This window comes from Propioniciclava sp. (genome assembly GCF_029977985.1).
In the GTDB taxonomy this organism is placed as follows: domain Bacteria; phylum Actinomycetota; class Actinomycetes; order Propionibacteriales; family Propionibacteriaceae; genus Propioniciclava.
Window position 1 is genome coordinate 1 of record NZ_JARKOT010000090.1, and the last position, 23,266, is coordinate 23,266.

Here is a 23,266-nt window from a genome sequence, read left to right on the forward strand (position 1 = left end):
GGAGCGCCACAGCGCCCTCTTCGTGAGCCCGAACCGCAACACGGGGGTGGCCCCCAACTGTCGCACGGGGGCGTGCGAACGAACTCCCGATCCGACGGATCGGGAGTTCGTCGTGCGAGGTTCAGGCCACGGACGCCAACGCCAGCGGGAGGACGGACGCCGCGCCGGCCCGGCGCAGCTGGCGTCCGGCGACGGTGATGGTCCAGCGGGAGTCGATCAGGTCGTCGACGAGCAGCACCGGCCCATCCAGGGTGGCCATCCGCGCCGCCAACTCGGGTCCGACGACGAACCGCCCCCACACGTCCCGGACGCGGTAGGCCGAGTTGGTTGCCCCGCACAGCGGCTCGGCGCCCGGCGCGAGCCCGAGCGGCCCCAACAGTTCCAGCCGGCCCACCCGCGCGACACCCTCGGCCAACGACTCCACCAGAGTCGGACGCCGCAGGCTCGGCACCCACACCACGGCCGCCGGACGCTCCGCCCAGTCCCACGCAGCCAGCACCCGGACGACCGCCCGCGCCAGATCGGGCGGCACCGCGGCATCCACCGGACGCCCGTCGGCGTCGGTCGCGAACAGCTCGCGGAGGCGTCCGCCCCAGCCGAGGTCGGTCAGGCGCGCCACGACGCGCCCCTCGGCCACCTGCTCGTCGGCCGGGATCTTGCCCTGCGCCTCCACCCCGAGCGTGTCCAGCCCGTTCGGCCACAGCACACGGGGCGACACCGGGACGCCGACCCGGTCGAGCGCCTCGGCCGCCTCGTCGAGCCGCGGCACCGCGATGTCGGTCGGGTACCAGACGCCGGCGCACACGTCACAGCGCCCGCACGGGGCGGCATGCGGATCGTCGAGCGCCTCGGTGAGGAACTGCATGCGGCAGGCGGCCAGCCCGCCAGGTTCGCCTGCGCCGGCCGAGCCGGTCGGGGTCGTGCCCAACCGCTCGTAGGCCAGCATCGCGTCGGCCTCGGCCACCCGCGCGGCCGCGATGCGGGCGTAGCGGTCGGCGTCGTAGGTCCACGGTCGGCCGGTGGCGACCCAACCGCCGGGGACGTTCTCCGCCGCCCCGTCGACGGCGAGGACCTTCAACAGCAACTCCAGCGGCCCACGCCTGATGTCGACGCGCGCCTCCAGCGCCGGCACGGACAGCGGGTGCCCGGCCTCCGCGAGTGCGCTCAACACGGCGTCGGCGCGGGCCTGGGTCGGCATGGCGTTCGTGGCGAAGTAGTGCCAGATCTCCCGGTCCTCCACCCCCGGCAGCAACAGCACGTCGGCGCTCTCGGTCGCCCGCCCGGCGCGGCCGACCTGCTGGTAGTAGGCGACGGGCGAACTCGGCGCTCCGAGGTGCACGACGAACCCCAGGTCGGGCTTGTCGAACCCCATGCCGAGCGCCGACGTGGCGACCAGAGCCTTCACCTCGTTGCGCTTCAGCGCCTTCTCCGCGGCCTCCCGCTCGGCGGCATCCGTGCGGCCCGTGTAGGGCAGCACGCGGTGCCCCGCCTTCGCCAGCAGGGACGCCGCGTCCTCGGCCCCCGCGACCGTCAGGCTGTACACGATGCCGGAGCCGGGGAGGTCGCCGAGGTGCTGCGCCAGCCAGGCCAGCCGCCGCGCCGGCGTCCCCACATCGAGGACGCCGAGGCGCAGCGAGTCGCGCGCCAGCGGCCCGCGCAGCGTGAACACCGCGTGCCCGCCCGCGGCCATCTGCTCCTCGACGTCGGCCACCACGCGCGCGTTCGCCGTCGCCGTGGTGGCGAGCACGGGGACGCCGTCCGGCAGTTCGGCGATCAGGTCGCGGATGCGGCGGTAGTCGGGACGGAAGTCGTGGCCCCAGTCGCTGATGCAGTGCGCCTCGTCGACCACCAGCAGGCCACAGGTGCGCACGAGCCGCGGCAACTGCTCGGCTCGGAACCGCGGGTTGACGAGGCGCTCGGGTGAGACGAAGAGCACGTCCACGGCGTCGGCGTCGAGTTCGGCCTCCACGGCCCGCCATTCGGTGACGTTCGCCGAGTTGATCGCGGCCGCCCGCACGCCGGCGCGCTCGGCTGCGGCCACCTGGTCGCGCATGAGCGCCAGCAGGGGCGACACGATGAGCGCAGGTCCGGCGCCCGCCCGCCGCTGCAGCAGCGCGGCGATGAAGTACACGGCCGACTTCCCCCAGCCCGTGCGCTGCACCACGAGCGCCCGCCGGTGGTCGGCGACGAGGGCCACGATCGCCTCGTACTGCCCGGAGTGGAAGTCTGCGTCCGCGCGCCCGGTGAGGTCGCGCAGGATCGCCACCGCCTCCTCACGCAGCCCCTCGGCCGTCCGCTGGACCGCTTGCGCCGGCCCCGTCGCCGCACCGTCCCACGGTTCGCCGTCCCACGGTTCGCCGTCCCCCAGGTCGTCGGGCGGGAGTTCGTCGAACTCCGGCGGCGGCTCCTCGGCCCGGAACTCCGGCTGCGTCATGACCCAACCCTGTCACGACCCTCCGACACTTCCCTGCGAGCAGACGGCCGGCCGGGCGGTCAACCTCCCGCAGGGCGGTCAGTCCTCCCGCAGGGCGGTCAGTCCTCCGGCAGTGCGGCGAACGCCTTCTTCGTGGCGTTGTACCAGCCCAACCCCTTGACCGGGTTGCGCCACCGCGCCTTCATGGCGTCCGCGGCGTCCTGGTGGTCGGCATCGCCCGCGGCGACGGCGTCCTTGAGGTGCTTGTCCTGGGCCTGGATGACGTCGTCGGCCGTCTGGCCGTGGTGCGCCAGCTCGCACGGGCCGCCGAGCTGGCTGCACGTCATGATCTTCATGGTCCCTCCTCGGGGTTGGTCCGACACGGGCAAATGAGAGTAGCACTCTCAATATGCAATCCCTAGGGTCGGCTTGTGAACGAGTCCGCCCCCGCCTCCCGCCTTCGGGAGCAACCGCGGACCAGGCGCGCGCGTTCGGCCGTCATCGCGGCCGCGAGGGCGCGGTTCCTCGCGCACGGGTACACGGCCACCTCGATCGCCGAGATCAGTGCCGATGCCGCTGTCGCGCCGGCCACCGTCTACCGTCTATTCGGCGGCAAGGTCGGCATCCTCAAGGCCGTCCTCGACGTCGCGATCGCCGGCGACGAGGCGAGCACGCCCGTCGCGGCCCGCCCGGCCGTCCGGGCCGCCGTCGCGGCCACCCGGGGCGAGGACGTCATCACCGGATTCGTGGGCGTCACGGCCGCCATCAACGGCCGGATCGCCGCCCTCTACCGCGTCCTCACCCAGGCCGCGGACGCCGATGGCGAGGCTCGGTCCCTCCTGGAGACGCTCAACGCGCAACGCGGCCGCGGCCAGGCTCTCCTCGTGGACGCTCTGGTCAGCGGGCACGTCCTCCGGTCCGGCCTCGCGGCTGAGCGGGCGGCCGACGTCGTCCACGCTCTCATGTCGCCCGAACTGTTCCGCAGCCTCGTGGGCGAGCGAGGCTGGACGCCCGACGCCTACGCCGACTGGCTCACCCGGACCCTCTGCGACCAACTCCTCTGAGCACGCGGGGGGCTCTGAGCGCTGAAGCCGGGGGCTCTCGCCGGCGCGCCCGGCGACGTAGGCTGGGAGTACCGAAATGGAGGTCTCCCATGACAGAGAACCAGACCGACCGGACGTCCGCGCAGCGCGAGAAGATGGCCTCGGCGCCCGGCTTCATCGCAGCCCTCGACCAGAGCGGCGGCAGCACCCCGAAGGCCCTCGAGCGCTACGGCGTGGCCGCGGACGCCTGGTCGAGCGAGGAGGAGATGTTCGACCTCGTCCACCGGATGCGCACCCGGGTGATCACGAGCCCGGCCTTCACCGGCGAGAAGATCCTCGCCGCGATCCTGTTCGAGCGCACCATGAACGCCGAGATCGAGGGGCGTCCCACGGGCGACTACCTGTGGAACGTCAAGCGGGTCGTGCCGATCCTGAAGGTGGACGAGGGGCTCGCCGACGAGGCCGACGGCGTCCAGCTCATGAAAGAGATGACGAAGCTCGACGCCCTCCTCGACGCCGCCAACGCCCACGGCATGTTCGGCACGAAGATGCGGTCGGTCATCAAGCACGCGGACGCCCACGGCGTGGCCGCGGTGGTGGCCCAGCAGTTCTTCTACGCCAACCGCATCCTCGACGCCGGCCTCGTGCCGATCGTCGAACCCGAGGTGGACGTGAAGGCCCCCGACAAGGCTGAGGCCGAGACGCTGCTCAAGTCCCAGTTGGACGAGTACCTCGCTGGGTTGCCCGACGGCCGCCAGGTGATGCTCAAACTGACCCTGCCGAGCCAGGACAACCTCTACGCCGACCTCGTCGGCCATCCGGCCGTCCTGCGGGTTGTGGCGCTGTCGGGCGGTTACAGCCGCGAGGAGGCCAACGCCCTGCTCGCGCGCAACCACGGCGTGGTCGCGAGCTTCAGCCGGGCCCTGCTCGAGGGGCTGTCCGCGCAGCAGTCCGAGGAGGAGTTCGACGCCACCCTGGGCGCGTCGATCGACGCGATCTACGCGGCGTCCATCGCCTGACGCGTTCGGGTTCCGGGCGTGCGGTCCCCGGTAGCCTCGGTGTGGTCTGAACCGAAAGGCCACGCCGTGCAGGTCCCCACCCCGGTCCCCGCGCCCGTCACCCTCACCCGGCGCGTAACGCTCGGCCGGTCGCTGCGCCTGCGGCGTCTCGCGCTCGTGCTGTTCTGCCTGATCGCCGCCCTCCTGGCCAGCTTGACACTGATTCGGATCGAGCCGGTCAACTGGGTGCTCGGGCCCGTCGTGGCCCTCGCCTCACGTTCGCCCTCGGGCTGCTGCTGCACGGGATGGATCGCTCCGCCCATGCTGGCGAGACCTTGACCCTCGAGCCCGAGGGTCTGCGCCTCGACGACGCGGGCAGCGTGCGCGCCGTCCGGTGGGAATCCCTCGAGCGCCTGGCGAAGCTGCCCACGCCTGAGAGCCAGCGGGCGACCCGGGGCGGCGGGATCGGCTGGGTCGTCATGAGCGTGCTCAAGGCCGCGGACGCCCCCGCCCAGTGGGGCGTGTGCGGCTCGGGACGCGTTCTGCTCAAGCCGAACGCCCCCGCCCGGGTGCTGCAGGAGCTCGCCCTGACCGCCCGCATCTTTCCCGCTCACCCCGGCTACCAGCCGGTCGCGGTCTACTTCGCGGACTTCGAGCCGGACTGGCTCCGGGGCCGCATTGGCGACTGGGTCGAGTTCCGGCGTCCGGATCTCATCGACGCCGCCTCGGTCGCCGCGCCGTGAGCCGATCCACGAGTTTTGACGATTCAGCGAACGGCCAGCGCCCCGAGGTGTCCGGCCGCCATACTGGAACCACGTGCGAGCGCCGCAGTGCAGCGGTGGGGAGGAACGACCATGACCCAGTTCAAGCTCCGTGACGATTTCCTGTGGGGCGGCGCGACGGCCGCGAACCAGTGGGAAGGCGGCTGGCAGGAGGGCGGCAAGGGCGTCAGCGTCCACGACGTGCTCACCGCGGGCGCTCACAAGGTCGAACGGCGCATCACCCCAGACGGCCCGGTGGAGGGCGAGTACTACCCGAACCACGAGGGCATCGACTTCTACCACCGCTACGCCGAGGACATCGCCCTGTTCGCCGAGATGGGGTTCAGATGCCTGCGCCTGTCGATCAGCTGGCCGCGCATCTTCCCCAACGGGGACGAGACCGAGCCCAACGAGGAGGGCTTGGCGTTCTACGACCGCGTCTTCGATGAGCTCAACGCGCACGGCATCGAGCCGGTCGTCACCCTCAGCCACTACGAGACGCCACTGCACCTCGTCCACGAATACGGCAGCTGGCGCGACCGCCGGCTCGTGGACTTCTTCGAGCGCTACGCCCGCGTGTGCTTCGAGCGCTACCGGGGCAAGGTCCGGTATTGGATGACCTTCAACGAGATCAACACCATCTGGCGCCCCGACCCGTGGCGCACCGCGGGCCTGCTCTACGCCGAGGACGAGGACCGCAACGCCTCGCTCGCCCGGGCGATCCACCACGAGCTGCTCGCCAGCGCGAAGGCCGTCATCGTTGGGCGCGAGGTCGATCCCGAAAACAAGATCGGCTGCATGCTGCTCTACCCGGAGATGTACCCGGCCACCTGCCGTCCCGAGGACGTCCTCGCGACCAGGGACGCCATGCGTCGCGTCTACTTCTTCGGCGACGTGCACGTGCGCGGCACCTACACCAACACGTGCCTGTCCCTGCTCAACGAACTGCCGGGCGCCGTGCTGCCCATCGAACCGGGCGACGAGGAGATCCTGAAGGCAGGCGTCGTCGACCACATCGCGTTCAGCTACTACTTCAGCTCGGTCGAGAGTTCACGTGACGACGTCGAGAAGACCGAGGGCAACATGTTCATGGCGGGTCGCAACCCCTACCTCGAGGTCACCGAGTGGGGCTGGCAGATCGACCCGGTCGGCCTGCGCATCGCCATGAACGAGCTCTACGACCGCTACCAGGTGCCCGTCTTCATCGTCGAGAACGGCCTCGGTGCGGTGGACGTCGTCGAGCCCGACGGCTCCGTCAACGACGACTACCGCATCGCCTACCTCGACGCCCACCTCGCCGAGATGGTCAAGGGTGTCGAGATCGACGGCGTCGACCTCATGGGCTACACGTGGTGGGGTCCGATCGACCTCATCAGCGCCGGCACCGGCCAGATGAGCAAGCGCTACGGCTTCATCTACGTGGACCGCGACGACGAGGGCAACGGCACGCTCGAGAGGAGCAGGAAGAAGTCGTTCCACCACTACGCCGAGATCATCCGCACCAACGGGGCGACGTTCAGCACCCGCTGACGGGGCTCGCGAGTTCCGCGGGGGCGTCCGTCGCCTCGGCCGGATGGTCGGCGCCGTCCAGCCGCTCCGCCGGACCCGCGGCGGCGGTGACCAGGGTGCTGGCCGCGGGCCGGTCGAAGGCGGCCCGGTAGCGGCCGAGCCAGTCCGCGGCGAAGGCGTCGGCGTCGGCTGTGCGCACGAGCGCCCACACGCTGCCGCCGAAGCCGGCCCCGAACGAGGACGCCGCCGGTGCGCCCAGCGCCCGGGCATCCGCGGCGAGGGCGACGGTCTCGGGAACCTGGTTGCCGAGGGACTGCTCGGCCAGCCGCTGGGAGTGGGCGACGGCCTCGCCGAACTCCTCGACATCGCCCCTGCGCAGGGCGTCGACGGCCGCGGGCACGAGCACTTCCGATTCGGTCACGAACTGCTCCAGGCGGGCGAACAACGCCGGCTCGGTGAGCAGCGAGCCGAGGACGTCGAGGGCACGGTCGTCGCTGCGCACCGCCGCCGCGAGGCTCGCGTCGTCGCAGCCCGTGCGGACGTCCCAGCGGTGCAGGATCTCGCGGGTCGCCGACGAGGCGCGGTTGTAGTCCGCCTGGGCGGGACCGGTCTTCTGCGCGGAAACACCGCTGACCGCCACCACGAACACCCAGCCGTGCGGAACGGCGACGTGTCCGTGGCGGGCGAGAGGATCGGATCCGAACCAGCCGAGCTGGCCGGGGCACGAGCAGAACCTAGCGGTGTGGTCCTCCGAGCCGCCACGCGTGCCGACGCCCCCGTTGCCGAGCAGCGGGCCGAAGTCGCCGCCGTTCTCGATGCTGGCGAGGTACATCGCCCAGTCCAGCGGATCGTCGCCCACGTGATCGCGCCACGTCGGCGTCTCCCGCAGGCCCGCGAGGTCGGCCAGGGCCAGCGCCGCCCCGCTCAGCAGGGCCGAGGAACTGCTTATGCCCGAGGCGAGGGGCAGCGTGGTCGAGATCGCCAGTTCGGCGCCCGGCAGGGCCCCGAAGTTGGCCGCGAGCCGGCGCCACGCCGTGGCCACGTAACGCCCCCAGTGTCCGGCCGCCAGAGCGTCGGGACCGGACTCGGTGACCTCCACGGGGTCGGCGAACTCCGCACTGTGGGCCACCAACCGCGATCCCGGACGCCGCCGGGCCACCGCGGTCACCCCTTGCTCCACGGCGCACACGAGCACGTGTCCGCCCGCGTAGTCGGTGTGCTTGCCGAGCACCTCGATGCGTCCGGGAACCCGCCAGGCGGCTACCTCGCTGCCGGTCACAACGCGACCTCCTCACCGGCCAGGGCCTCGGCGACCGTGCGGACGTCGGTGCGGGAACTCAGGTCCCACACGCCCTCGGCGGAGCGCACGACCGCGACGGGGACGCCCTCGTCGACGAGCAACTGCACCGCGTCGGTGATCTCGTACTCGCCGCCCTCTACACCACCTCGGGGCTGTGGTTCGCCGGCAACCACGTCGCCGACAACTACGCCGCGCTGATGGCGTGGACGCAGGGGCGATTCTGGCGTTGGGTAGGCAGCTCGATCCTTTTCTCGCTGGCTGCCGGGGCGCTCGGGACGCTGGTGTCGGTGGCGGCAGGGTATGCGCTCGCGAAGTTCAGGACGCCGGGCGGCGCGGCCGTGCAGGTGGCGATCCTGGCCGGGTTGCTGTTCCCCATCGCGCTCCTCACCGTGCCGCTCTACATCATGTTCATCTCGCTGGGCCTGGTGAACACCCCGTGGGCGGTCATCATCCCCTCGTGCGTGAGCCCGTTCGGTGTGTTCCTGGGCCGGATCTACGTGGAGGCCTTGGTGCCCGACGAACTCCTGGAGGCAGCGCGGCTCGACGGGGCGTCCGAACTGCGGACCTTCTTCTCCGTGGTGTTGCGCCTGCTGGCGCCGGCGATGGTGACGATCTTCCTGTTCATCTTCGTGGCCACCTGGAACAACTTCCTGCTGCCGCTGATGATGCTCACGTCGAACGATCTGAAGCCGGTGACCGTCGGTCTCTACGGGATGATGAGCTACTTCAACCCCCAGTACGGTGCGGTGTTGCAAGGGGCGCTGCTCGGCGTTCTGCCCCTCATCGCGCTGTTCCTCGGCCTGCAGCCGTACTGGCAGGCGGGCCTCGCGAGTGGTGCCGTGAAGTGATTCCCTTGGGGGCTCGGCGGGGGAGGTGAACACGGGCGAGGGGCCCCTGAATGTATGAGATTCAGGGGCCCCTCTGGTTGATCGGGGATTGGATGACGATCCCGATCGGCATCGGTCGGTACCGGGATCCAGCCGACACGTCACCCCGTCGGCCTGGTGGGTCGCCCCACCAACGGATCCTCTTTCCTACCGTTGCCAGCTGCCCCGAAGGGCGGCGTAGGTCTTTTCTATGCCTTCGCGCACCGGAACGCAACCCCTAGTCAGGAACTACTCCGGAGTAGTTTGTCACCCACAGGTCAGTCCACAGCTTCTCCACCGGAAACGGCCCTGCGTCCACACCCCTGTCCCCAAGGGTTGTGGACGCCGGGCCGTCGCTCGGGCGTGATCAGGCAGCCACGGACGCCGCGGCGCGGCCCTTGCGGGCGGTCAGCCAGAGCACGATGCCCGTGTAGGCGGCGATGACGACCGCCTGGATGGCGGTGTCGCCCAGGCTGTACTCGGTGGCGGTCAGGTCGGCGATGCCGACGGACGCCAACACGAACCCGCTCAGGTTGTTCACCATGTGCAGGGCGATGGCCGCCTCGAGACCACCAGTCCGCCAGACGAGGATGCCGGCGGCGAGGGCGAACAGACCCACCTGGACGAGGCCGAGCGTCCCATAGCCGTGACCCAGCACGAACAGCGGGATCGGCAGCACGATGCCCCACCAAGCGCTCTTCAACCACGAGCCCAGGACGAGCTGCGGCAGGCCGCGGAACAGGTACTCCTCGGCCGCCGCCTGGAACGGCACCAACAGCAACGCGACGCCGAGGAGGGCGGCTGAGGTCGCCGTCCACGTGAACTGCACCGGCGTCCCCGAGAGTGCGGACACCGCGAGGCTGACGCTCGTCCCCAGCGCGACGAGCGCGAGGGCGATGGCGGCGTCGCGGCCGAGCAGGTTCCACCGGAGGCGTCCGGTCACCGACGACAGCCGGCCGAACGACACCTGGCCGCCGAACCGGGCCCCGATGGCGCAGGCCGGGATGAACAGGGCCAGCGATGCGAGCGCCACCGCTGCGATGACCGGGTTGCTCATGTCGAGGCCGAGCTCGGCCGAGGAGCCCGTGTCGATGACCACGCCGTTCTCGAGCCACTGCCCGAGGCCGGTCGAGTAGGCGAGGTAGAGGCCGGTGGGGATCGCAAGGGCGACCACCATCGCCACGTACGACACCGCGGTGAGCACCATCGCGCCGATGGGCACGGCCCACGTGTAGAGGGGGTCCTCGCGGAACGCGAGGCGGTAGGCGCGCGGGGTCGGGGGCGCGGTGGCCGGGACGGGCTGCGTCTGGGGGAGGGAGGCAGGGGATGTCTGGGTCGGGAGTGAGATGCTCATGCAGAAAGCCTCGGCCGGCGCGGTGGGTCGCCGCAGCGGGCGAGGGTCTCGGGACGCCGCGACGAGCGGCCACCCTTTCGGACGCCGCCGGTCCAGCCCCTGCGTCGACCTTGGTCGAGACGGCGGCGTCCGGGTGGATGGGACAGGGTGCCGTGATTGGACAAGGCGCCGCGGATTGGTCGAGGCGCCGCGGATTGGACAGGGTGCCGCCACGGAGGCCGAGGCGGACGCCGCGTCGAGGGTCGTCCGGCCACGACCGTGCGCGCCCCGGATGCTGCGACCGCCGACGCGCTGGCGACCGTCCTCGGGGTGCTCGATTGGGAGGAGGCGCGCGCCCTCGTCGGCACCCTCCCCGGGGTGGGCGTCCGGGTGGTTCTGGGCGACGGGCGGGCCGATACCGCCGGCGACTGGTGAGGCGAAGAGACGCTCAGCCGCTTCTTCGCCGCCTTTCAGGCACGGCGTCAACTCCGCGCGCCGGCGCGTGCGTAGAGCGGGTGTCCAACGACTCCTGCTCGGAGGAAGACATGTTCACCATCCGCACCGCCCTCGCCACGGTCGCCGCTGCCGCACTCACCGTGCTGCCGGCCGCCTTCGCCACCGCCGCACCCGCCGACGACGTCGATGTCGCCTGGTACTGCGGCTTCAGCCTCACCGATGCGTCCTACCCGCTCGTCGCCGTCGTCGACGTCGAACACAACGTGGGCGAGGACGCCCCCGCCTCCTACGTCGCCGACGGTGACCAGGGCCCGGTCTGGTACCTGCTGGCCGGCCACTCCGAACCGTCCGCGGCTACCTGTCTGGACCTGCGCGACGCCGTCCCCAAGTCGGCGCGTCCTGGCGTCGCCACACCGGCGCCCGAGCCCAGCGCGCCGCCCGCCGACGACGTGGCCTACGCCTGGTACTGCGCCTTCAGCCTCCGCGACGCCGCCCTCCCCCTTGTTGACCGCGTCAAGGTCGAGCACAACGTCGGTGAGGACCCGGTCCGCTCCTACGTCGCCGACGGCGCCAACGGTCCCGTGTGGTTCCTGCTCGCGGGGAGCGGCCAGCCCTCGGTCGCCGAGTGCACGGCGTTGAGGGACGCCGTCCCTCCGGCAGACCGGCCCGCCCTCGCCGCGCCGGAACCGACGCCCACCGCCGCGACCGTGCCCCCGGCCCGGCCCACCGCGACGACCGCGCCCACGCCCACCGCCACGCTCCCCCGGCCCTCCACGCCGCGTCCGGCCTCGCGCCCCACGGCTCCAGCCGCCCAGCCGACGAGCCAACCCACCGGCCGCGGCGTTCCGGCCAAGACGGGCGCCGAGGAGGACGTCCTGCTCTGGCCGCTCGCCCTCGCCGGCGTGGCGCTCGCCGGCTCGGCTGCCAGCTTCAGCTGGCTGCGGAAGCGGTGACGCTCCGCCCGCTCAGGCGGGCCGCCCGGGGCCGTGCGGCCCCTCGGGCTCTGCGATCGGCGCGACTCGGCGACGACCCATCTGGGTGCCGAGTCGCGCCTCTTCGCGCTCCAGGTCCCGGATCTCGGCCAGCATGCGCGCCTTGCGCGCCTCCAGTTCCTCCATCTCCTCGGCGTTGCGGCGGGCGGCTGCCGCTTCCTCGACGTGCTCGGCGTGGCTGGCCAGTTCGTCGGCGTGGGCGAGTTGGTCGGCCTTGCGGATGAAGGGGAAGTAGATGGCCGTCGACAACACGATCGCGAACGCCTGGTAGATCGCGTGCGGCCACCCGCCCACGATGAGCCCCGAGATGATCGGGGGAGTCGTCCACGGCGCGACGACGGCCGTGAAGAGCGGCAGGATGCCGAGGCTCATGAGCAGGTACAAGATGACGGCGTTGACCATCGGGGTCAGGAAGAACGGCACCGCCAGGAGCGGGTTCATGACGACCGGGGTGCCGAAGGTGATCGGCTCGTTGATGTTGAACAGCGCCGGGCCGCCGCCGAGGCGTCCGAGCGTCTTGAACTGGGTCGACTTGGCCCACAGCAGCATGTAGACGACGATGCCGATGGTGATGCCGGCGCCCGTCATGTTGATGAAGTTGTCCTTGAACTGTTGGGTGACGATGTGGCCGCCGTTCTCGATGGTGAGTTCGAGCCCGGAGTCGACGATGCGCTGGTTGTCCACCGCATTCGCGGTGAGCATGGGGGTGACGACTCCGCTCACGATCGAGCTGCCATGGACGCCGAAGAACCACAGGAACGGGATCAGGAAGGCCATCACCATGACGCCGCCGAGCGAGTCGGTCATGCCCTGCATGGGGGTCTGGATGGCGTCGTAGATGGCGTCCATGAGGGTCGTGCCGAAGCGCCGGAAGACGCCGTACACGAGTGCGCCGACGCTCATGACGAAGAAGCCGGGGAAGAGGGCGGTGAAGGCGTTGGCGACGTTCGGGGGGACGCCGTCCGGCATCTTGATCGTGATGTTGCGTTCGACGAACCAGCAGTAGATCAGGGACACGAAGAAGCCGATGACGATGCCGGCCACCATGCCGCGCGAGCCGGTCCACGTGAGCGGGATGACGCCGCCGACGGGGGCGTCCAGTCCCTCGACGCGCACCTCGAGCGGCATGAGCAGCACCATCATGCAGACGCCCCAGATGGCGGCAGCGAATGCCTCGTGGCCGGCGGCGCGCACCCACGAGTACGTCACGCCCGCGCAGGCCACCAGGCCCACGAGGTTGAAGGTGGCGTAGTAGACCTCCATGAACACCGGATAGAGGCCGACGGCGTGCACCCAGTCGGTGAACGCGGGGACGTGGAAGTTGGCGAGCAGCAGGAACAGCGCGCCCACGATCGTGAGCGGCATCACGTACATCATGCCGTTCTTGAGCGCCGTGATCGGGCGCGTGTTGACGAACGCGATGATCGGGGGGATGACCCGGTTATTGAGCACGTCACCGAAGGAGGCCATGGCCGATCCTTTCCCTGCGTGGGCGCGTCCCTGCGTCCCTCGTCCCCATGGTGCCTCCGGGGTGGACGGTCGGCCAGCCGCCGGGCGGATTCGGCCTGTCTCGCGGCAGCGGCCGATGTCGCCGCCCGCCGGTTCACCGCCCCGCGGCGTCGCTCAGGGTGCGGGCGACGGAGACGGCGAGTCCGTCGAACCGGTGGCCGCCTCCTGCGTGGGCGTGCACGCGGGCCGAGGGCAGCGACGCGGCGTTCCGGGCGAGGTGGTCGAAGGGCACGACCGCGTCGTCCTGGCCGTGGTGGAGTTCCGCGGACGCCGTCTGCGTCGGCCCGGCGAGGACGTGATCGACGACGACGACCTCCGGCTGGAGTCCCGTTCCGCGTCAGGGCACGGTGTGCCCGGCGGCGCGGAAGAGCTCGTACCATTCGGGTCGCGTAAGCGGCAGGTCGGAGCCCTGAGCGGCGGCCTGCACGCGTTCGGGATTCGTCGTGCCCAGGACCACCTGCATGGTCGCCGGGTGGCGGGTGATCCAGGCGGTGGCGATGGCGAGCGGCGGCACCGCATACCGCGCGGCCAGCCGGTCGATGACGGCGTTGAGCTCGGCATAGTCGGGGTTGTCGAGGAACACGCCCGTGAAGTGGCGGGCCTGGAGCGGCGACCATGCCTGGATGGTGATGTCGTGCAGGCGGCAGTAGTCGAGGATGTCGTTGTCGCGGCTGGTCGACTGGGCGAGGTCGCCCATGTTGGCTGCGAGGCCCTGGGCGATCAGCGGCGCATGCGTGATCGACAACTGCAGCTGGTTCACCACCAGCGGCTGCGTGACCGACCTCTTGAGCAGCTCGATCTGCCCCGGCGTGTGGTTCGAGACGCCGAACGCGCGCACCTTGCCGGCCACCGCCAGCTCGTCGAACGCCCGCGCGACCTCGTCGGGCTCGGCGAGGGAGTCGGGGCGGTGCAGCAGCAGGATGTCGATGTAGTCGGTGCGCAGCGCCGTCAGCGACCCCTCGACCTGCTGGATGATGTGCTCGTAGGAGAAGTCGTAGTAGGGGCCGGCCGGCACGATGCCGCACTTGGTCTGCAGGGCGATCTCGGCCCGCTCGGACGCCGACAGTGCCAGCGCGTCGCCGAACCGGGCCTCGCACACGTGCATCGCCCCGCCGTAGATGTCGGCGTGGTCGAAGAAGTCGATGCCGGCCTCGCGCGCTGTGGTGACGAGCGTGCGGATCTCCGCGTCGGAGAGGTCCTTGATGCGCATGCAGCCCACGGTCACGTTGGGGGCCACGATGTCGGTGTGGGTCAGGGTGAAGGTCTTCACGGGTCCTCCTCGTCGAGTCCCTTCATCCTTGCACGTCTCACCCGGCGGCGATCAGGGCGTTCTCCAGGGTTTCGGCGGCCGCGGCGGCGTCCACGCGGGCGAGCGCGAGCGCGGCGACGACGAGTCCGGTCACGGTGTCGGCGAGGCGGTCGGCCTCGGTCTGCGTGAGGTCGGGGCGCGCAGCCCGGACGCCGCGGCCGACGGCCCGGCGCAGCTCGGCCCGGTAACCGAGGATCGCCTGCCGGACGCGCTCGTCCTCGGCCGCCGGGGCTGTGGCGGCGGAGATGAGGAGGCAGCCTTGGCGGGCGGGGGAGCGCGGGTCGGCGAGGGCCGCGCGGAGGCCCGTGAGGTAGGCGTTCAGGGTGGCGGCGTCCACCTGATCGGCGAGCAGCGGCGCGAGGCGGGGGCGGATGACCTCGTCGAGGTAGCTCGTGATCGCGGCGGCGAAGAGGCCGTCCTTGCTGGTGAACGCGTGGTAGAGGCTCGATCGGGAGAGGCCGGTCGCGGCCTCGAGGTCGGCGATGGAGGTGTCGGCGTACCCGCGGCGCCAGAACGCGTCGCGGGCCGCGCGGGCGGCGTCGGCGGTGGCGAAGGTGGCGGTGCGACCCATGGCAACCTCCCTTCCTGGACCGGTCGTTCCAGTATATAGTGGAACGGTCGTTGCAAAAAACGGTGAAAGGTCCTGTCGTGATCGTCGTCGCCCTGGTGCTCGCCGTCCTCGCCGCGCTGCTGCACGGGTTCATCTTCTATCTGGAGTCCCTCGCCTGGACCACCCCGCGGGCGCGGGCCGTGTTCGGCACGAGCGCCGAGGGTGCGGCCGCGACGAAGGAGATGGCCTTCAACCAGGGGTTCTACAACCTGTTCCTCGCCATCGTCACCGTGGTCGGGGTGGTGCTCCACGCCACCGGTTCCCCCGCTGCCGGCGTGGCGCTCGTCTTCGCCGGGGTCGGCTCGATGCTGGCGGCGGCGCTGGTGCTGTTCTTGTCCGCGCCTGACAAGCGGGGTGCCGCCCTCAAGCAGGGCACGCTGCCGCTGCTCGCGGTGCTGCTGCTCGCCGCGGGGCTGCTCGTCTGAGGTCGGTTGCCCCGGGGCGGTGGGGTCCGCTGATCACCTCAGCGCAGGAAGAGCCCCCAGACGCACCAGGCCAGGAAGGCGATGAGCACCACGAGGCCCACCACATCGGCGATCCGGGCGTCCCGCCCGGTGAGGACGCCCGGCGGTTCGGGCGGTCGTGCTGGCAGAGCCGGCGGTGGGGTGTCCATGCGCGCGGACACGCGGGCGCGCTTCACCCGGCTTCCGTACCCGCCCCCGAAGTTGGCCAGAGCCTCCTCGACTGCGTCCTTGTCGTAGCCCTGCCCGGGCCGGGCCGCATCGACGAGGTAGGACCGAAGCTCGGGCTCGGGCCCGTCGAGGTCGCCCGTGCGCAGGAAGGCCGTCAGCTCGCGCCGCACCTTCTCGACGCCCTCGGCGTCGTAGCCGATCTCGTTGGGCCCGGGCCGGGGGAAGGACGGGCGCTCCAGCCAGGAGGCCATCCGGCCGGCGATGAGGCCGACGATCTCGCGCTGCAGCGGGTTCATCCCAGGGTCGGGCCCGTCAAGTCCGTCCGGCTCGAGGGGCACGTCATCGCCCAGGGACACGTCGAGGCCGACGAGGTGGGCCTGGGACAGGTGTCGGGCCACCAAGCCGATCGCGAGTGGAGCCGCGGGGTCGCTGTGGTCGAGTTTGGTCAGGGCGGTGAGGACGGCGTCCACATTCTGCCGTGCCGGCCCGCCGTGCTCGGGCGTCAGGGTGGCGGCCCGGATGATCGGCGCGAGCGGGCGGCGCTGCTCGGTGGCGCGGGCGAGGTCGGCGAAGAGCCGTTCGACGTCGGAGGCTCGATAGCCGTCGTCGGCTGTGGGGGCCGTCGCGTTGCGTAACGCGTCCGCGGCCTGCCCCCGGTCGTCGTTCATGACTTCCACGGTAGCGCTGAAGTCGCGGCGAGTTATCCACAGGTGTGGACAACCCTCGACGTAGGGCGGTGGGCTTGGGCCAAGCTGTCGCGCATGACAACAGTGCTACCCACCCTGGCCGAACGCGACGACTGCGTTCCCATCCTGTCCGAGATCCTCCGCCGCGGGCGTGCCTGCCCCGGCATCACCCTGGTCGGGATGCTCGACCTGGACACCGGCGCCGTGCTCAGCGTGCGCCGCCTCGAGACCCCCGAGCCGCTGCCCGACGACGCCTGCGACGTGCCCGGCGAACTGTTCATGCTCATGAGCCCGATCCTGCGCGCGCTGGCCGTCGACCTCGTCGGGCCGGGTGGCGAGCTCCCGCTGGGGCGCCTGCCCGATCGTGAGCTGGTGACGGTCGTGTGCCGCGAGGGTGCGCCGGAGATCGGCGACGTCGAGGCCCAGTTCTTCTGGGGCTGGCGGTACAGCAACGATCTGACCGGGGCGCTGTCGGGCGACGTCTACGCGGTGACGCCCGACGGCTGGGTGGGCCTGCACGGCGGCTCGGGCGCGCTCCCCGTGCTCGTAGGGGACGCCGCCGCGCCCGAGGACGAGCTGGTGCGGTTCCCGGAGTTGGCGGAACGGCGGGCGCTGCTGGTCGATCCGGGCGTGCGGGCGGCCGCCGCCGTGCTCGCGGAGACCGCCCTGGCGGAGATGGTGCCCGAGCCGGGGGAGTGCCTGCTCTGTTACGAGGCGCGGCTGATCCACGTGTTGGGCTGCGATCGAACGCTGCGGATCGCCCAGCGGTTCCGGGACTGCACCGCCCCGCGGGCGACGGGGTTGGAGCGCCGGCTGGCAAGCATGGGGGCTGCGTGCGACTGCCAGCTCGTGGAGGCGTACGGCCTCTGGGGGCCCTTCGCGGTGTTCGAGGAGGCCGCCTACGTCGCCGCGGTCGCAGCCGGCGATCCCGAGCCGGTCGAGCTGGGGTGCTGCGGCGTCCGGAAGGGGTCGACGCAACCGTGCGCGAAGTGGGGCCACCGACGGCTCAAGCGCGGGTAGCCGGTGACGGACGCCGACGGAGCCCCCGCGAGGCCGGCCAACCACGCCAAGACGAAGTGTTCGGGCGCCGTGTTCGCTGGCGTGGGACACTAGCCGCCCAAGCCCTCCGCGTCACCGACCTCGTACAGGTGAAGAAGCGCCAGGGTGAAGTCCCAGCCGAACGCCGTCAGCGACACGCGGCGTCCGCGCACACGCCAGAGACCGCAGTCGCCGAGCAGGGCGAGGAGGGAGTCGACCTGGCCCGAAACGTAGTCGCGGTAGCCCGGCCAAGGGCCCGGTTCGTCCCCGTGCTCGTCGTTGCGCCACCACACGTCGCGCAGCTCGTCGACGGTGGCGGGGCCGCCGCCGTAGGGTTCGGCGAGCGTGAGGAGCGTCAGGAACAGCAGCCGCTGGTCGATGGCGCCCCGAACGCGCGCGGCTGCGGCGAGGACCGTGGCGAGGCCGAAGGCGATCCAGTCGTCGTTGTCGGTGGGAGTGTCGGGCAGGTGGCGGGCGCGGGACCCGGTGGCGTCGAGGACATCGCCCTGGAGGGCTGCCTGCCAGAGCCGGTCGAGGGATCTGCTGTCGCCGGCCGAGCGCCAGCCGTTGCGCGCATAGTCCCGTTCGGTCTCCTCGGTGACCGTGTCGGGGTAAGGAGTACGCAGGCGGCTGGCGGCGAACTGGGCCGCGTCCCACGTGTCCCACAGCTTGAGGGCGTCGTAGGCCTCCCGGGCGATCGCCGGCCGCAGGACGCCGGTCTGGGTGAGTTGGCGCCCGTCGGCCCAGCGGGCGAGGGCCAGGACCTGGCGGGTGAGGAGGCTGGTGCGGACCGCTTGCGCAGACTGGGCAGGATCCGAGGGGAAGAGGCGCTCGTCGTCCTCGTCGAGGCGGGGCGTGCCGGGTAGCTCCCAGGAGTCGGGCAGCTGCCCCGTTTCGGCCATCGTCCCCCAGCCGGCCGTGAGCGCTCCGCTCATGCGGCTGCCGGCACCGCCGGCGTCCATGGTCGCCCTGCGAAGGTCGTCGGGTTGGTCGTTCCACGCCTGCACGATCTGGTGGAGGCGGGCGTTCATCTCTTCGTGGGTGTCGGCGTCGTCGAGGGTGATGCCGAGGTCGCGCCCGAACGCGAGGAGGGACTTGGCGGTGCCGTGACGGCTCGGGTCGGCGCAGGCCTCGGGCATGCGTTTCGCGGCGGCCTTCGCCTCGGTGAGGAGGGCTTTCGGCTCGGCGGACGCCCCCGCCATGCGGCCCGTCGACCGCAGGAACCGCCAGAACGTGTCGAGGCTGTCGACAAGAGAGGCGACATCCGGGACACCGGCCGGCCCGTGCGCCGGCCACCGCGTCAACATCAGGTGGCGGACGCTACCTGCCCGCCAGTTGTTCGCTGCGAGCCCGTCGTGTGTGGCGCGCAGGTCGAGGGCGGTGACCAGCAGGTCGGTGTCCAGCGGCCGCTTCTTCTCTGACGCCCATCGTTCCGCATGCCTGAGGAGGAGTTCGTGATCGTTCACACCGACATCGTCGCATTCCCGCCTGCCTTGCCGGCACGTGGTTCCACGGCGAGCTCGCCGGGGGAGAGCGCGCCCCGGCGATCCGAGGGCCAATGGCGCGCCTCTCAGGTCGAGTCGCCGGCGCGATGGCGTGCCGGCTGGGTCGTCCATGTCGGATGGAGCCGACTTGTGGGTGGCGGCCTCCCGTGCGTGGCGCTGCAGCATCCTGAATGCCGCCCAGTGGCCAGCCTGACCCTGACCGAGGCTATTCCCGCGGGGGGATGCAGGCGGGCTTGTGGGTGTGGGGATCGATCACGACGTGCCATTGGTCCCGCGTCGGCATCCCGTCGGTGCCGCGTGGTTCGACGAGGGCGTGGTGTGTGGGGCAGAGAAGGGCCAGGTTGGTGCGGTCGGTGGCGCCGCCCGCCCACCAGGGGAGGATGTGGTGGGCTTGGCAGCGGCTGGGCGGCAGGTCGCAGTGGGGGAAGATGCAGCCGCCGTCGCGTAGGTCGAGGGCGGTGCGGACGGCCGGCGTGGCCAGGCGGGCCGTGTGGCCGAGGTCGAGCACGTCGGAGTCGGTGCCGAGGACGGCGGGGAGAATGTCGGCGTCGCGGCACAGGCGGCGCAGGTCGCCGGCCGCCAGCGGCTCGCCGGTTTCGAGGACGCCCGCGCCCTCGGCCCGTTGGCGGAGACGGTCGTGATCGAGGTGGACGACGATGCGCGGCCGGTCGCCGCCGATGGTGGGGCTGGCCTGCCGGTCGTGGTGGGCGGCGACGAGGGCGACGAACGCGTTGGCGCGGCGCTGCTCGGGCGTGCGGACGTCGCGCCGGTGCCGGGTGGCGCGGCGGTCCTCCTCCAAGTGGGCCTCGATGAGCTTGACGAGACCGGCGGCGTCCGCGTGGGGCAGGCAGGCGTGCAGGTGCGTGGAACCGTCCTCGGTCCACCAGCTCACCGAACGCCGCTGGCGTGCGCGCCGGGCCTGCGCCTCGAGGCGTCAGGCTTCGGACGAGACGGCAGCCGGGGCGACCTCGGCGAGCACGTCCGCGGCCACCGTGGTGAGCTGCTCGGCGGTGCGCCCGACGGCGCGGGCCACGAGGGCCGTCTCGGCGGCGGCGCGTTGGGCGTCGGTGAGGCTGGCGGGCAGCCCGTCGAGCACCTGGCCGATGGAGCGGGCCTGGGCGAGCGACACGCGCCCGGCCAGGGCGGCGTCGAGAACCGACGGCCGGCCGGCCAAGAGGCGGCCGGCGCGCACCAAGCTGGGCGCCTCCTTCTTGCTGGTGGCCGTGGCGGCGAGCAACGACGGCAGCGGCGTCCGGGTGGCCTTCATGGCCGAGCCAGCCTCCTCGGCCTCGCACACCAGCGTCGCCACCAGCGCCTCGACCCGCCGCGCCACCCCGCGGGCGGCGCTCACCAGCTTGAGGCGCTCGGGATGGCCGAGCTGGGCGCGGGCGGCATGGTCGATCGCGTCGAGGCTCCGGGTGAGCTCGACCAACGCGTCGGCGGTGGCAAGAGGGGGTGCTGCCATGACCCCCCTGAATGATCCGGGTCCGACAATTTCCGATGCGGTGCCGCCCGTGCGCCGGTGGGGGGAGGGGGGAGAGGCTCACCAGGTGGGGAACTCCTCGTCATCGGCCAGTTCGCCGTCGCTGCGGGCGTTGAGCTCGTACGCCTTCTTGCCGTCGAGCGACTCGCGGATGATGTCGGCCTGCCCGGCGTGGCGGGCGATCTCCGCGATGACGTGGAGGATCACCCAGCGCGACTCCCAGCCGACGAGGTCCTCGGGGTACCACGGCGCCTGGGGGGTGGGCACGAGGGCGTCGAGACCGGCCCCGTCGATGGCGTCCACGAGGGCCGTGGCGGCCTCGTCGAGGTCGGCGCGCAGGTCGTCGGGGGCGAGCGTGTCGGGCAGCGACCAAGCATCGTCGTCGCCGGCGATCACGTCGGCGCCGCTGGTCGGGCACTCGGGTGCAGCGGAGACCGCGCCGCCCCAGGCGAGGCACACATTGCGCACGTGCCGCGCCAGCATGGCCAACGAGAAGTCGCTCGCGGTGGTGCGCGCGTGGGCCTGCTGGGGGGTGAGGCCGTGCAGCGTCGTCCGAACCTGGTCGATCTGCTGGAGGGCGAACGTTGAGGAAGCCGCGCTCGCCGCTGGCATTGGGGGTCAGAAAGGCCATGATCTGCCCCTTCGTGGGTTGGTGAGACCAGTCTGGCGGCAGATGAGGACAGATCCTGTCCGCGGGCTGGGGCAGTATAAGCGGCATGAACGATCCGACCGATCCGACCCGCCGCGCGTTGCGGCTGCTGGCCCTCCTGCAGCAGCGCGCGGCCTGGCCGGGGGAGACCTTGGCGCAGCGCCTCGGCGTCAGCACCCGCACCCTGCGCCGCGACATCGCCCGGCTGCGCGAGCTGGGCTACGTGGTCGAGTCCGAGCCCGGCACCGATGGCGGGTACGCCCTCGGCCACGGCACCGTCGTGCCGCCGCTCTTGCTGGACGCCGACGAGGCCGTGTCGGTCAGCGTGGCCCTGGCGGTGGGGACGGCGTCCGGCACCGCCGGCGATCCCGAGGCGACCGCCCGCGCGCTCACCAAGATCGACGCCGCCCTGCCAACTGCGGTGCGCGAGCGGGCGCGCGGCGTCCGGGAAGCGTTGCACGTGCGGCCGTTCAAGGCGGGGCCGGACGTCGGCGTCCTCACCCTCGCGCTCGATGCCGTGCGCCGCCGGCAGTGGCTGCGGTTCGGCTACACGGCGGCGACGGGGCAGGCGTCGCAGCGTTGGTAGAGCCGGTGCGCGTCGTGGCGCGGGGTGGGCGCTGGTACGTGTGGGCGTGGGACGTCGACCGTCGCGACTGGCGCTCGTTCCGGCTGGAACGCATGGAGTCGGTCGAGCAGTCGGATTGGGAGTTCCGCCCCCGGCCCGACCTCGCCGAAGGGCTCGCCCGGCTGGACGCCCCCATGCAGTGGGACGCCCACGCTCACCGGGTCGAGGTGGTCGTTCGCGGTTCGATGGAGGAGGTGGGGCGTCACCTGGGCGTCGCGTACGGCGACCTGGCCGACCTTGGCGACGGACGCGTCCGCTACGCCACCGGCGTCGACGACCCCGCCGAGGCCGCAGCCTTGCTCGCCTGGCTGCCGTTCGACTTCGTCATCGAGGAAGACGAGGCCGTGGTCGCTGCGGTTGCTGCCCTGGCCCGTCGGCTCGGGGAGGCTGCACGGGAGCATCTGCGGGGTGAGCGAGAGGGGCTCGCTCCATAGAGTGAGTTGGAGGCCGCGGTCGAGGGGACGTGCTCGTGTCCGGCACTGGCGCGTGGGAGGGCAAGGAGCCCCGAGTGGCTTGGTCTCTCGGGGTGGCGCGGGCTCATAGCCGCGCGGGTAGGCCTTCGTGTCGAGTTGCGGGATGCGGTGAACAAGGGGCTCATCCCCGCGCGGGCGGGGAGGCCGCGGGCCGACCGATGAGTGGCCCGTTGGAGCGGGGCTCATCCCCGCGTGGGCGGGGAGGTCTAGGTCAGCTTGCCCGACCCCTCGAAGTCGGCGGGCTCATCCCCGCGTGGGCGGGGAGGTCGCACCGATGTCCTCGACGCCGCCCACTGCCTCGGGCTCATCCCCGCGTGGGCGGGGAGGTCATGGTCGGGGCGAAACCCGGCTGGGAGGCCAAGGGCTCATCCCCGCGTGGGCGGGGAGGTCACCCAGCGGTGCCAGACGTGCGGCTCCGAGGGGGGCTCATCCCCGCGTGGGCGGGGAGGTCCGCCGCGCGGCCTCCATCTTGCGCTTGGCCGGGGGCTCATCCCCGCGTGGGCGGGGAGGTCGGCGCGCACGTGCACGCAGGCCTGGTCGACGAGGGCTCATCCCCGCGTGGGCGGGGAGGTCGACATCTGCACCACAGTGAGTGAGCCGCGCGAGGGCTCATCCCCGCGTGGGCGGGGAGGTCCGAGCAGATCCACCAAGGCGAGGAATCGTGACGGGCTCATCCCCGCGTGGGCGGGGAGGTCAGCCCAGCAACATCGCCAATCCCGAGACGAGCGGGCTCATCCCCGCGTGGGCGGGGAGGTCCGCACCCACGCGGGCGTGAGCGCGCGGCGGACGGGCTCATCCCCGCGTGGGCGGGGAGGTCAAGATGCGAGCGCGCGCGCGAGCGCGGGAGCTGGGCTCATCCCCGCGTGGGCGGGGAGGTCCGGGCGTGAGCGCGCGGTAGACGTTGTGGTGCGGGCTCATCCCCGCGTGGGCGGGGAGGTCCTGGGGGTGGCGGTGGCGACGAACCGGAAGGGGGGCTCATCCCCGCGTGGGCGGGGAGGTCTTCTCCGTCAGGTCGTTCACAAGCTGGCTGCTGGGCTCATCCCCGCGTGGGCGGGGAGGTCCGCGGCCCCTGGCGT

24 protein-coding genes, 2 pseudogenes and 1 CRISPR repeat array (1 of these 27 cut by a window edge) are annotated in these 23,266 nt (G+C 71.9%); of the genes and pseudogenes, 12 read left to right on the forward strand and 14 right to left on the reverse strand.

Features of this window, described 5'->3' with window-relative positions; translation table 11 throughout:
- Positions 1 to 121: 121 nt before the first annotated feature.
- The gene (locus tag Q1K57_RS05250; RefSeq protein WP_300079772.1) at positions 122 to 2,434 is read right to left on the reverse strand and encodes a DEAD/DEAH box helicase; all 2,313 of its coding nucleotides are present in this window, start codon (positions 2,432 to 2,434) and stop codon (positions 122 to 124) included.
- A 98-nt stretch (positions 2,435 to 2,532) separates the two neighbouring features.
- Positions 2,533 to 2,769, reverse strand: a complete 237-nt coding sequence (locus tag Q1K57_RS05255; protein WP_300079774.1) for a hypothetical protein — start codon at positions 2,767 to 2,769, stop codon at positions 2,533 to 2,535.
- Positions 2,770 to 2,844: 75 nt separating this feature from the next.
- Here Q1K57_RS05255 and Q1K57_RS05260 point away from each other — a divergent pair, with 75 nt between their 5' ends.
- The 5 genes from Q1K57_RS05260 to Q1K57_RS05280 all read left to right on the forward strand — a co-directional run bounded on the left by Q1K57_RS05260 (position 2,845) and on the right by Q1K57_RS05280 (position 6,745).
- Positions 2,845 to 3,477, forward strand: a complete 633-nt coding sequence (locus tag Q1K57_RS05260) for a TetR/AcrR family transcriptional regulator (protein WP_300079777.1) — start codon at positions 2,845 to 2,847, stop codon at positions 3,475 to 3,477.
- Positions 3,478 to 3,566: 89 nt separating this feature from the next.
- Positions 3,567 to 4,475, forward strand: a complete 909-nt coding sequence (locus Q1K57_RS05265; RefSeq protein ID WP_300079779.1) for a fructose bisphosphate aldolase — start codon at positions 3,567 to 3,569, stop codon at positions 4,473 to 4,475.
- A 66-nt stretch (positions 4,476 to 4,541) separates the two neighbouring features.
- On the forward strand, positions 4,542 to 4,793 hold the full coding sequence (locus Q1K57_RS05270) for a hypothetical protein (protein WP_300079782.1): 252 nt from the start codon (positions 4,542 to 4,544) through the stop codon (positions 4,791 to 4,793).
- Positions 4,790 to 5,197, forward strand: a complete 408-nt coding sequence (locus Q1K57_RS05275; RefSeq protein ID WP_300079785.1) for a hypothetical protein — start codon at positions 4,790 to 4,792, stop codon at positions 5,195 to 5,197. Before Q1K57_RS05270 ends, Q1K57_RS05275 begins: the two co-directional genes overlap by 4 nt.
- Before the next feature lie 111 nt (positions 5,198 to 5,308).
- Complete coding sequence (locus tag Q1K57_RS05280; protein WP_300079788.1) at positions 5,309 to 6,745, forward strand: 6-phospho-beta-glucosidase; 1,437 nt, start codon at positions 5,309 to 5,311, stop codon at positions 6,743 to 6,745.
- On the opposite strand, the gene Q1K57_RS05285 is transcribed toward Q1K57_RS05280, so the two are convergent.
- Both Q1K57_RS05285 and Q1K57_RS05290 read right to left on the reverse strand, forming a co-directional pair.
- Positions 6,732 to 8,003 carry a galactokinase family protein gene (locus Q1K57_RS05285; protein WP_300079791.1) on the reverse strand — a complete coding sequence of 424 codons (1,272 nt, stop codon included), beginning with the start codon at positions 8,001 to 8,003 and terminating at the stop codon, positions 6,732 to 6,734. The two genes, Q1K57_RS05280 and Q1K57_RS05285, sit on opposite strands and share 14 nt — an antisense overlap.
- Complete coding sequence (locus tag Q1K57_RS05290) at positions 8,000 to 8,197, reverse strand: hypothetical protein (protein ID WP_300079793.1); 198 nt, start codon at positions 8,195 to 8,197, stop codon at positions 8,000 to 8,002. The genes Q1K57_RS05285 and Q1K57_RS05290 overlap by 4 nt, the downstream gene beginning before the upstream one ends.
- Here Q1K57_RS05290 and Q1K57_RS05295 point away from each other — a divergent pair.
- Positions 8,159 to 8,872 (forward strand): annotated as a pseudogene (locus Q1K57_RS05295) (carbohydrate ABC transporter permease); the annotation flags it as partial. The gene Q1K57_RS05290 and the pseudogene Q1K57_RS05295 sit on opposite strands and share 39 nt — an antisense overlap.
- Before the next feature lie 385 nt (positions 8,873 to 9,257).
- Here the strand turns inward: Q1K57_RS05295 and Q1K57_RS05300 are convergent.
- Positions 9,258 to 10,244: a CPBP family intramembrane glutamic endopeptidase gene (locus Q1K57_RS05300; protein WP_300079794.1), complete on the reverse strand. Its 987-nt coding sequence runs from the start codon at positions 10,242 to 10,244 to the stop codon at positions 9,258 to 9,260.
- 258 nt (positions 10,245 to 10,502) lie between these two features.
- Here Q1K57_RS05300 and Q1K57_RS05305 point away from each other — a divergent pair, with 258 nt between their 5' ends.
- Both Q1K57_RS05305 and Q1K57_RS05310 read left to right on the forward strand, forming a co-directional pair.
- Positions 10,503 to 10,658 carry a hypothetical protein gene (locus tag Q1K57_RS05305; RefSeq protein ID WP_300079796.1) on the forward strand — a complete coding sequence of 52 codons (156 nt, stop codon included), beginning with the start codon at positions 10,503 to 10,505 and terminating at the stop codon, positions 10,656 to 10,658.
- A 110-nt stretch (positions 10,659 to 10,768) separates the two neighbouring features.
- The gene (locus Q1K57_RS05310; RefSeq protein ID WP_300079798.1) at positions 10,769 to 11,632 is read left to right on the forward strand and encodes a hypothetical protein; all 864 of its coding nucleotides are present in this window, start codon (positions 10,769 to 10,771) and stop codon (positions 11,630 to 11,632) included.
- A gap of 12 nt (positions 11,633 to 11,644) precedes the next feature.
- On the opposite strand, the gene Q1K57_RS05315 is transcribed toward Q1K57_RS05310, so the two are convergent.
- The 4 genes from Q1K57_RS05315 to Q1K57_RS05330 all read right to left on the reverse strand — a co-directional run bounded on the left by Q1K57_RS05315 (position 11,645) and on the right by Q1K57_RS05330 (position 15,060).
- Positions 11,645 to 13,141: a PTS transporter subunit EIIC gene (locus tag Q1K57_RS05315; protein ID WP_300079799.1), complete on the reverse strand. Its 1,497-nt coding sequence runs from the start codon at positions 13,139 to 13,141 to the stop codon at positions 11,645 to 11,647.
- A 133-nt stretch (positions 13,142 to 13,274) separates the two neighbouring features.
- Positions 13,275 to 13,412: a hypothetical protein gene (locus Q1K57_RS05320; protein ID WP_300079801.1), complete on the reverse strand. Its 138-nt coding sequence runs from the start codon at positions 13,410 to 13,412 to the stop codon at positions 13,275 to 13,277.
- Between the two features lie 105 nt (positions 13,413 to 13,517).
- Positions 13,518 to 14,450, reverse strand: a complete 933-nt coding sequence (locus Q1K57_RS05325) for an aldo/keto reductase (RefSeq protein WP_300079802.1) — start codon at positions 14,448 to 14,450, stop codon at positions 13,518 to 13,520.
- Positions 14,451 to 14,487: 37 nt separating this feature from the next.
- Positions 14,488 to 15,060 carry a TetR/AcrR family transcriptional regulator gene (locus Q1K57_RS05330; RefSeq protein ID WP_300079803.1) on the reverse strand — a complete coding sequence of 191 codons (573 nt, stop codon included), beginning with the start codon at positions 15,058 to 15,060 and terminating at the stop codon, positions 14,488 to 14,490.
- A gap of 77 nt (positions 15,061 to 15,137) precedes the next feature.
- Between Q1K57_RS05330 and Q1K57_RS05335 the strand changes: the two genes are divergently transcribed.
- Positions 15,138 to 15,524, forward strand: a complete 387-nt coding sequence (locus Q1K57_RS05335; protein ID WP_300079804.1) for a DUF1304 domain-containing protein — start codon at positions 15,138 to 15,140, stop codon at positions 15,522 to 15,524.
- Between the two features lie 38 nt (positions 15,525 to 15,562).
- Here the strand turns inward: Q1K57_RS05335 and Q1K57_RS05340 are convergent, their stop codons facing one another.
- Complete coding sequence (locus Q1K57_RS05340; RefSeq protein WP_300079805.1) at positions 15,563 to 16,399, reverse strand: hypothetical protein; 837 nt, start codon at positions 16,397 to 16,399, stop codon at positions 15,563 to 15,565.
- A 93-nt stretch (positions 16,400 to 16,492) separates the two neighbouring features.
- Between Q1K57_RS05340 and Q1K57_RS05345 the strand changes: the two genes are divergently transcribed.
- Complete coding sequence (locus tag Q1K57_RS05345; protein WP_300079806.1) at positions 16,493 to 17,437, forward strand: DUF2695 domain-containing protein; 945 nt, start codon at positions 16,493 to 16,495, stop codon at positions 17,435 to 17,437.
- Positions 17,438 to 17,526: 89 nt separating this feature from the next.
- Here Q1K57_RS05345 and Q1K57_RS05350 read toward each other — a convergent pair whose 3' ends face one another.
- The 4 genes and pseudogenes from Q1K57_RS05350 to Q1K57_RS05365 all read right to left on the reverse strand — a co-directional run bounded on the left by Q1K57_RS05350 (position 17,527) and on the right by Q1K57_RS05365 (position 21,055).
- A complete protein-coding gene (locus tag Q1K57_RS05350) occupies positions 17,527 to 18,921 on the reverse strand; it encodes a hypothetical protein (protein WP_300079807.1) in 1,395 nt (464 codons plus the stop codon).
- A 244-nt stretch (positions 18,922 to 19,165) separates the two neighbouring features.
- Entirely contained in the window at positions 19,166 to 19,390 is a 225-nt protein-coding gene (locus Q1K57_RS05355; RefSeq protein ID WP_300079823.1) for an HNH endonuclease signature motif containing protein, read from the reverse strand.
- A 21-nt stretch (positions 19,391 to 19,411) separates the two neighbouring features.
- Positions 19,412 to 20,425: pseudogene (locus Q1K57_RS05360) on the reverse strand (DUF222 domain-containing protein); the annotation flags it as partial.
- A 78-nt stretch (positions 20,426 to 20,503) separates the two neighbouring features.
- Positions 20,504 to 21,055 (reverse strand): DUF664 domain-containing protein, encoded by a 552-nt coding sequence (locus Q1K57_RS05365; protein WP_300079808.1) that lies wholly within the window; start codon positions 21,053 to 21,055, stop codon positions 20,504 to 20,506.
- A gap of 104 nt (positions 21,056 to 21,159) precedes the next feature.
- Between Q1K57_RS05365 and Q1K57_RS05370 the strand changes: the two genes are divergently transcribed.
- Positions 21,160 to 21,678: an HTH domain-containing protein gene (locus Q1K57_RS05370; RefSeq protein ID WP_300079809.1), complete on the forward strand. Its 519-nt coding sequence runs from the start codon at positions 21,160 to 21,162 to the stop codon at positions 21,676 to 21,678.
- 5 nt (positions 21,679 to 21,683) lie between these two features.
- Complete coding sequence (locus tag Q1K57_RS05375; RefSeq protein ID WP_300079810.1) at positions 21,684 to 22,151, forward strand: WYL domain-containing protein; 468 nt, start codon at positions 21,684 to 21,686, stop codon at positions 22,149 to 22,151.
- A 156-nt stretch (positions 22,152 to 22,307) separates the two neighbouring features.
- Positions 22,308 to 23,266: a CRISPR direct-repeat array (repeat unit 29 nt; unit sequence GGGCTCATCCCCGCGTGGGCGGGGAGGTC) (it continues 46 nt past the right edge of the window).

What these genes read in the sequence shown, in the direction of transcription:
- Q1K57_RS05265 (WP_300079779.1), top strand. Translation starts at nt 3,567, where the DNA reads ATGACAGAGAACCAGACCGACCGGACGTCCGCGCAGCGCGAGAAGATG.
- Q1K57_RS05250 (WP_300079772.1), bottom strand. Translation starts at nt 2,434, where the DNA reads ATGACGCAGCCGGAGTTCCGGGCCGAGGAGCCGCCGCCGGAGTTCGAC.
- Q1K57_RS05315 (WP_300079799.1), bottom strand. Translation starts at nt 13,141, where the DNA reads ATGGCCTCCTTCGGTGACGTGCTCAATAACCGGGTCATCCCCCCGATC.
- Q1K57_RS05255 (WP_300079774.1), bottom strand. Translation starts at nt 2,769, where the DNA reads ATGAAGATCATGACGTGCAGCCAGCTCGGCGGCCCGTGCGAGCTGGCG.
- Q1K57_RS05370 (WP_300079809.1), top strand. Translation starts at nt 21,160, where the DNA reads ATGAACGATCCGACCGATCCGACCCGCCGCGCGTTGCGGCTGCTGGCC.
- Q1K57_RS05330 (WP_300079803.1), bottom strand. Translation starts at nt 15,060, where the DNA reads ATGGGTCGCACCGCCACCTTCGCCACCGCCGACGCCGCCCGCGCGGCC.
- Q1K57_RS05280 (WP_300079788.1), top strand. Translation starts at nt 5,309, where the DNA reads ATGACCCAGTTCAAGCTCCGTGACGATTTCCTGTGGGGCGGCGCGACG.
- Q1K57_RS05340 (WP_300079805.1), bottom strand. Translation starts at nt 16,399, where the DNA reads ATGAACGACGACCGGGGGCAGGCCGCGGACGCGTTACGCAACGCGACG.
- Q1K57_RS05345 (WP_300079806.1), top strand. Translation starts at nt 16,493, where the DNA reads ATGACAACAGTGCTACCCACCCTGGCCGAACGCGACGACTGCGTTCCC.
- Q1K57_RS05310 (WP_300079798.1), top strand. Translation starts at nt 10,769, where the DNA reads ATGTTCACCATCCGCACCGCCCTCGCCACGGTCGCCGCTGCCGCACTC.
- Q1K57_RS05300 (WP_300079794.1), bottom strand. Translation starts at nt 10,244, where the DNA reads ATGAGCATCTCACTCCCGACCCAGACATCCCCTGCCTCCCTCCCCCAG.
- Q1K57_RS05365 (WP_300079808.1), bottom strand. Translation starts at nt 21,055, where the DNA reads ATGCCAGCGGCGAGCGCGGCTTCCTCAACGTTCGCCCTCCAGCAGATC.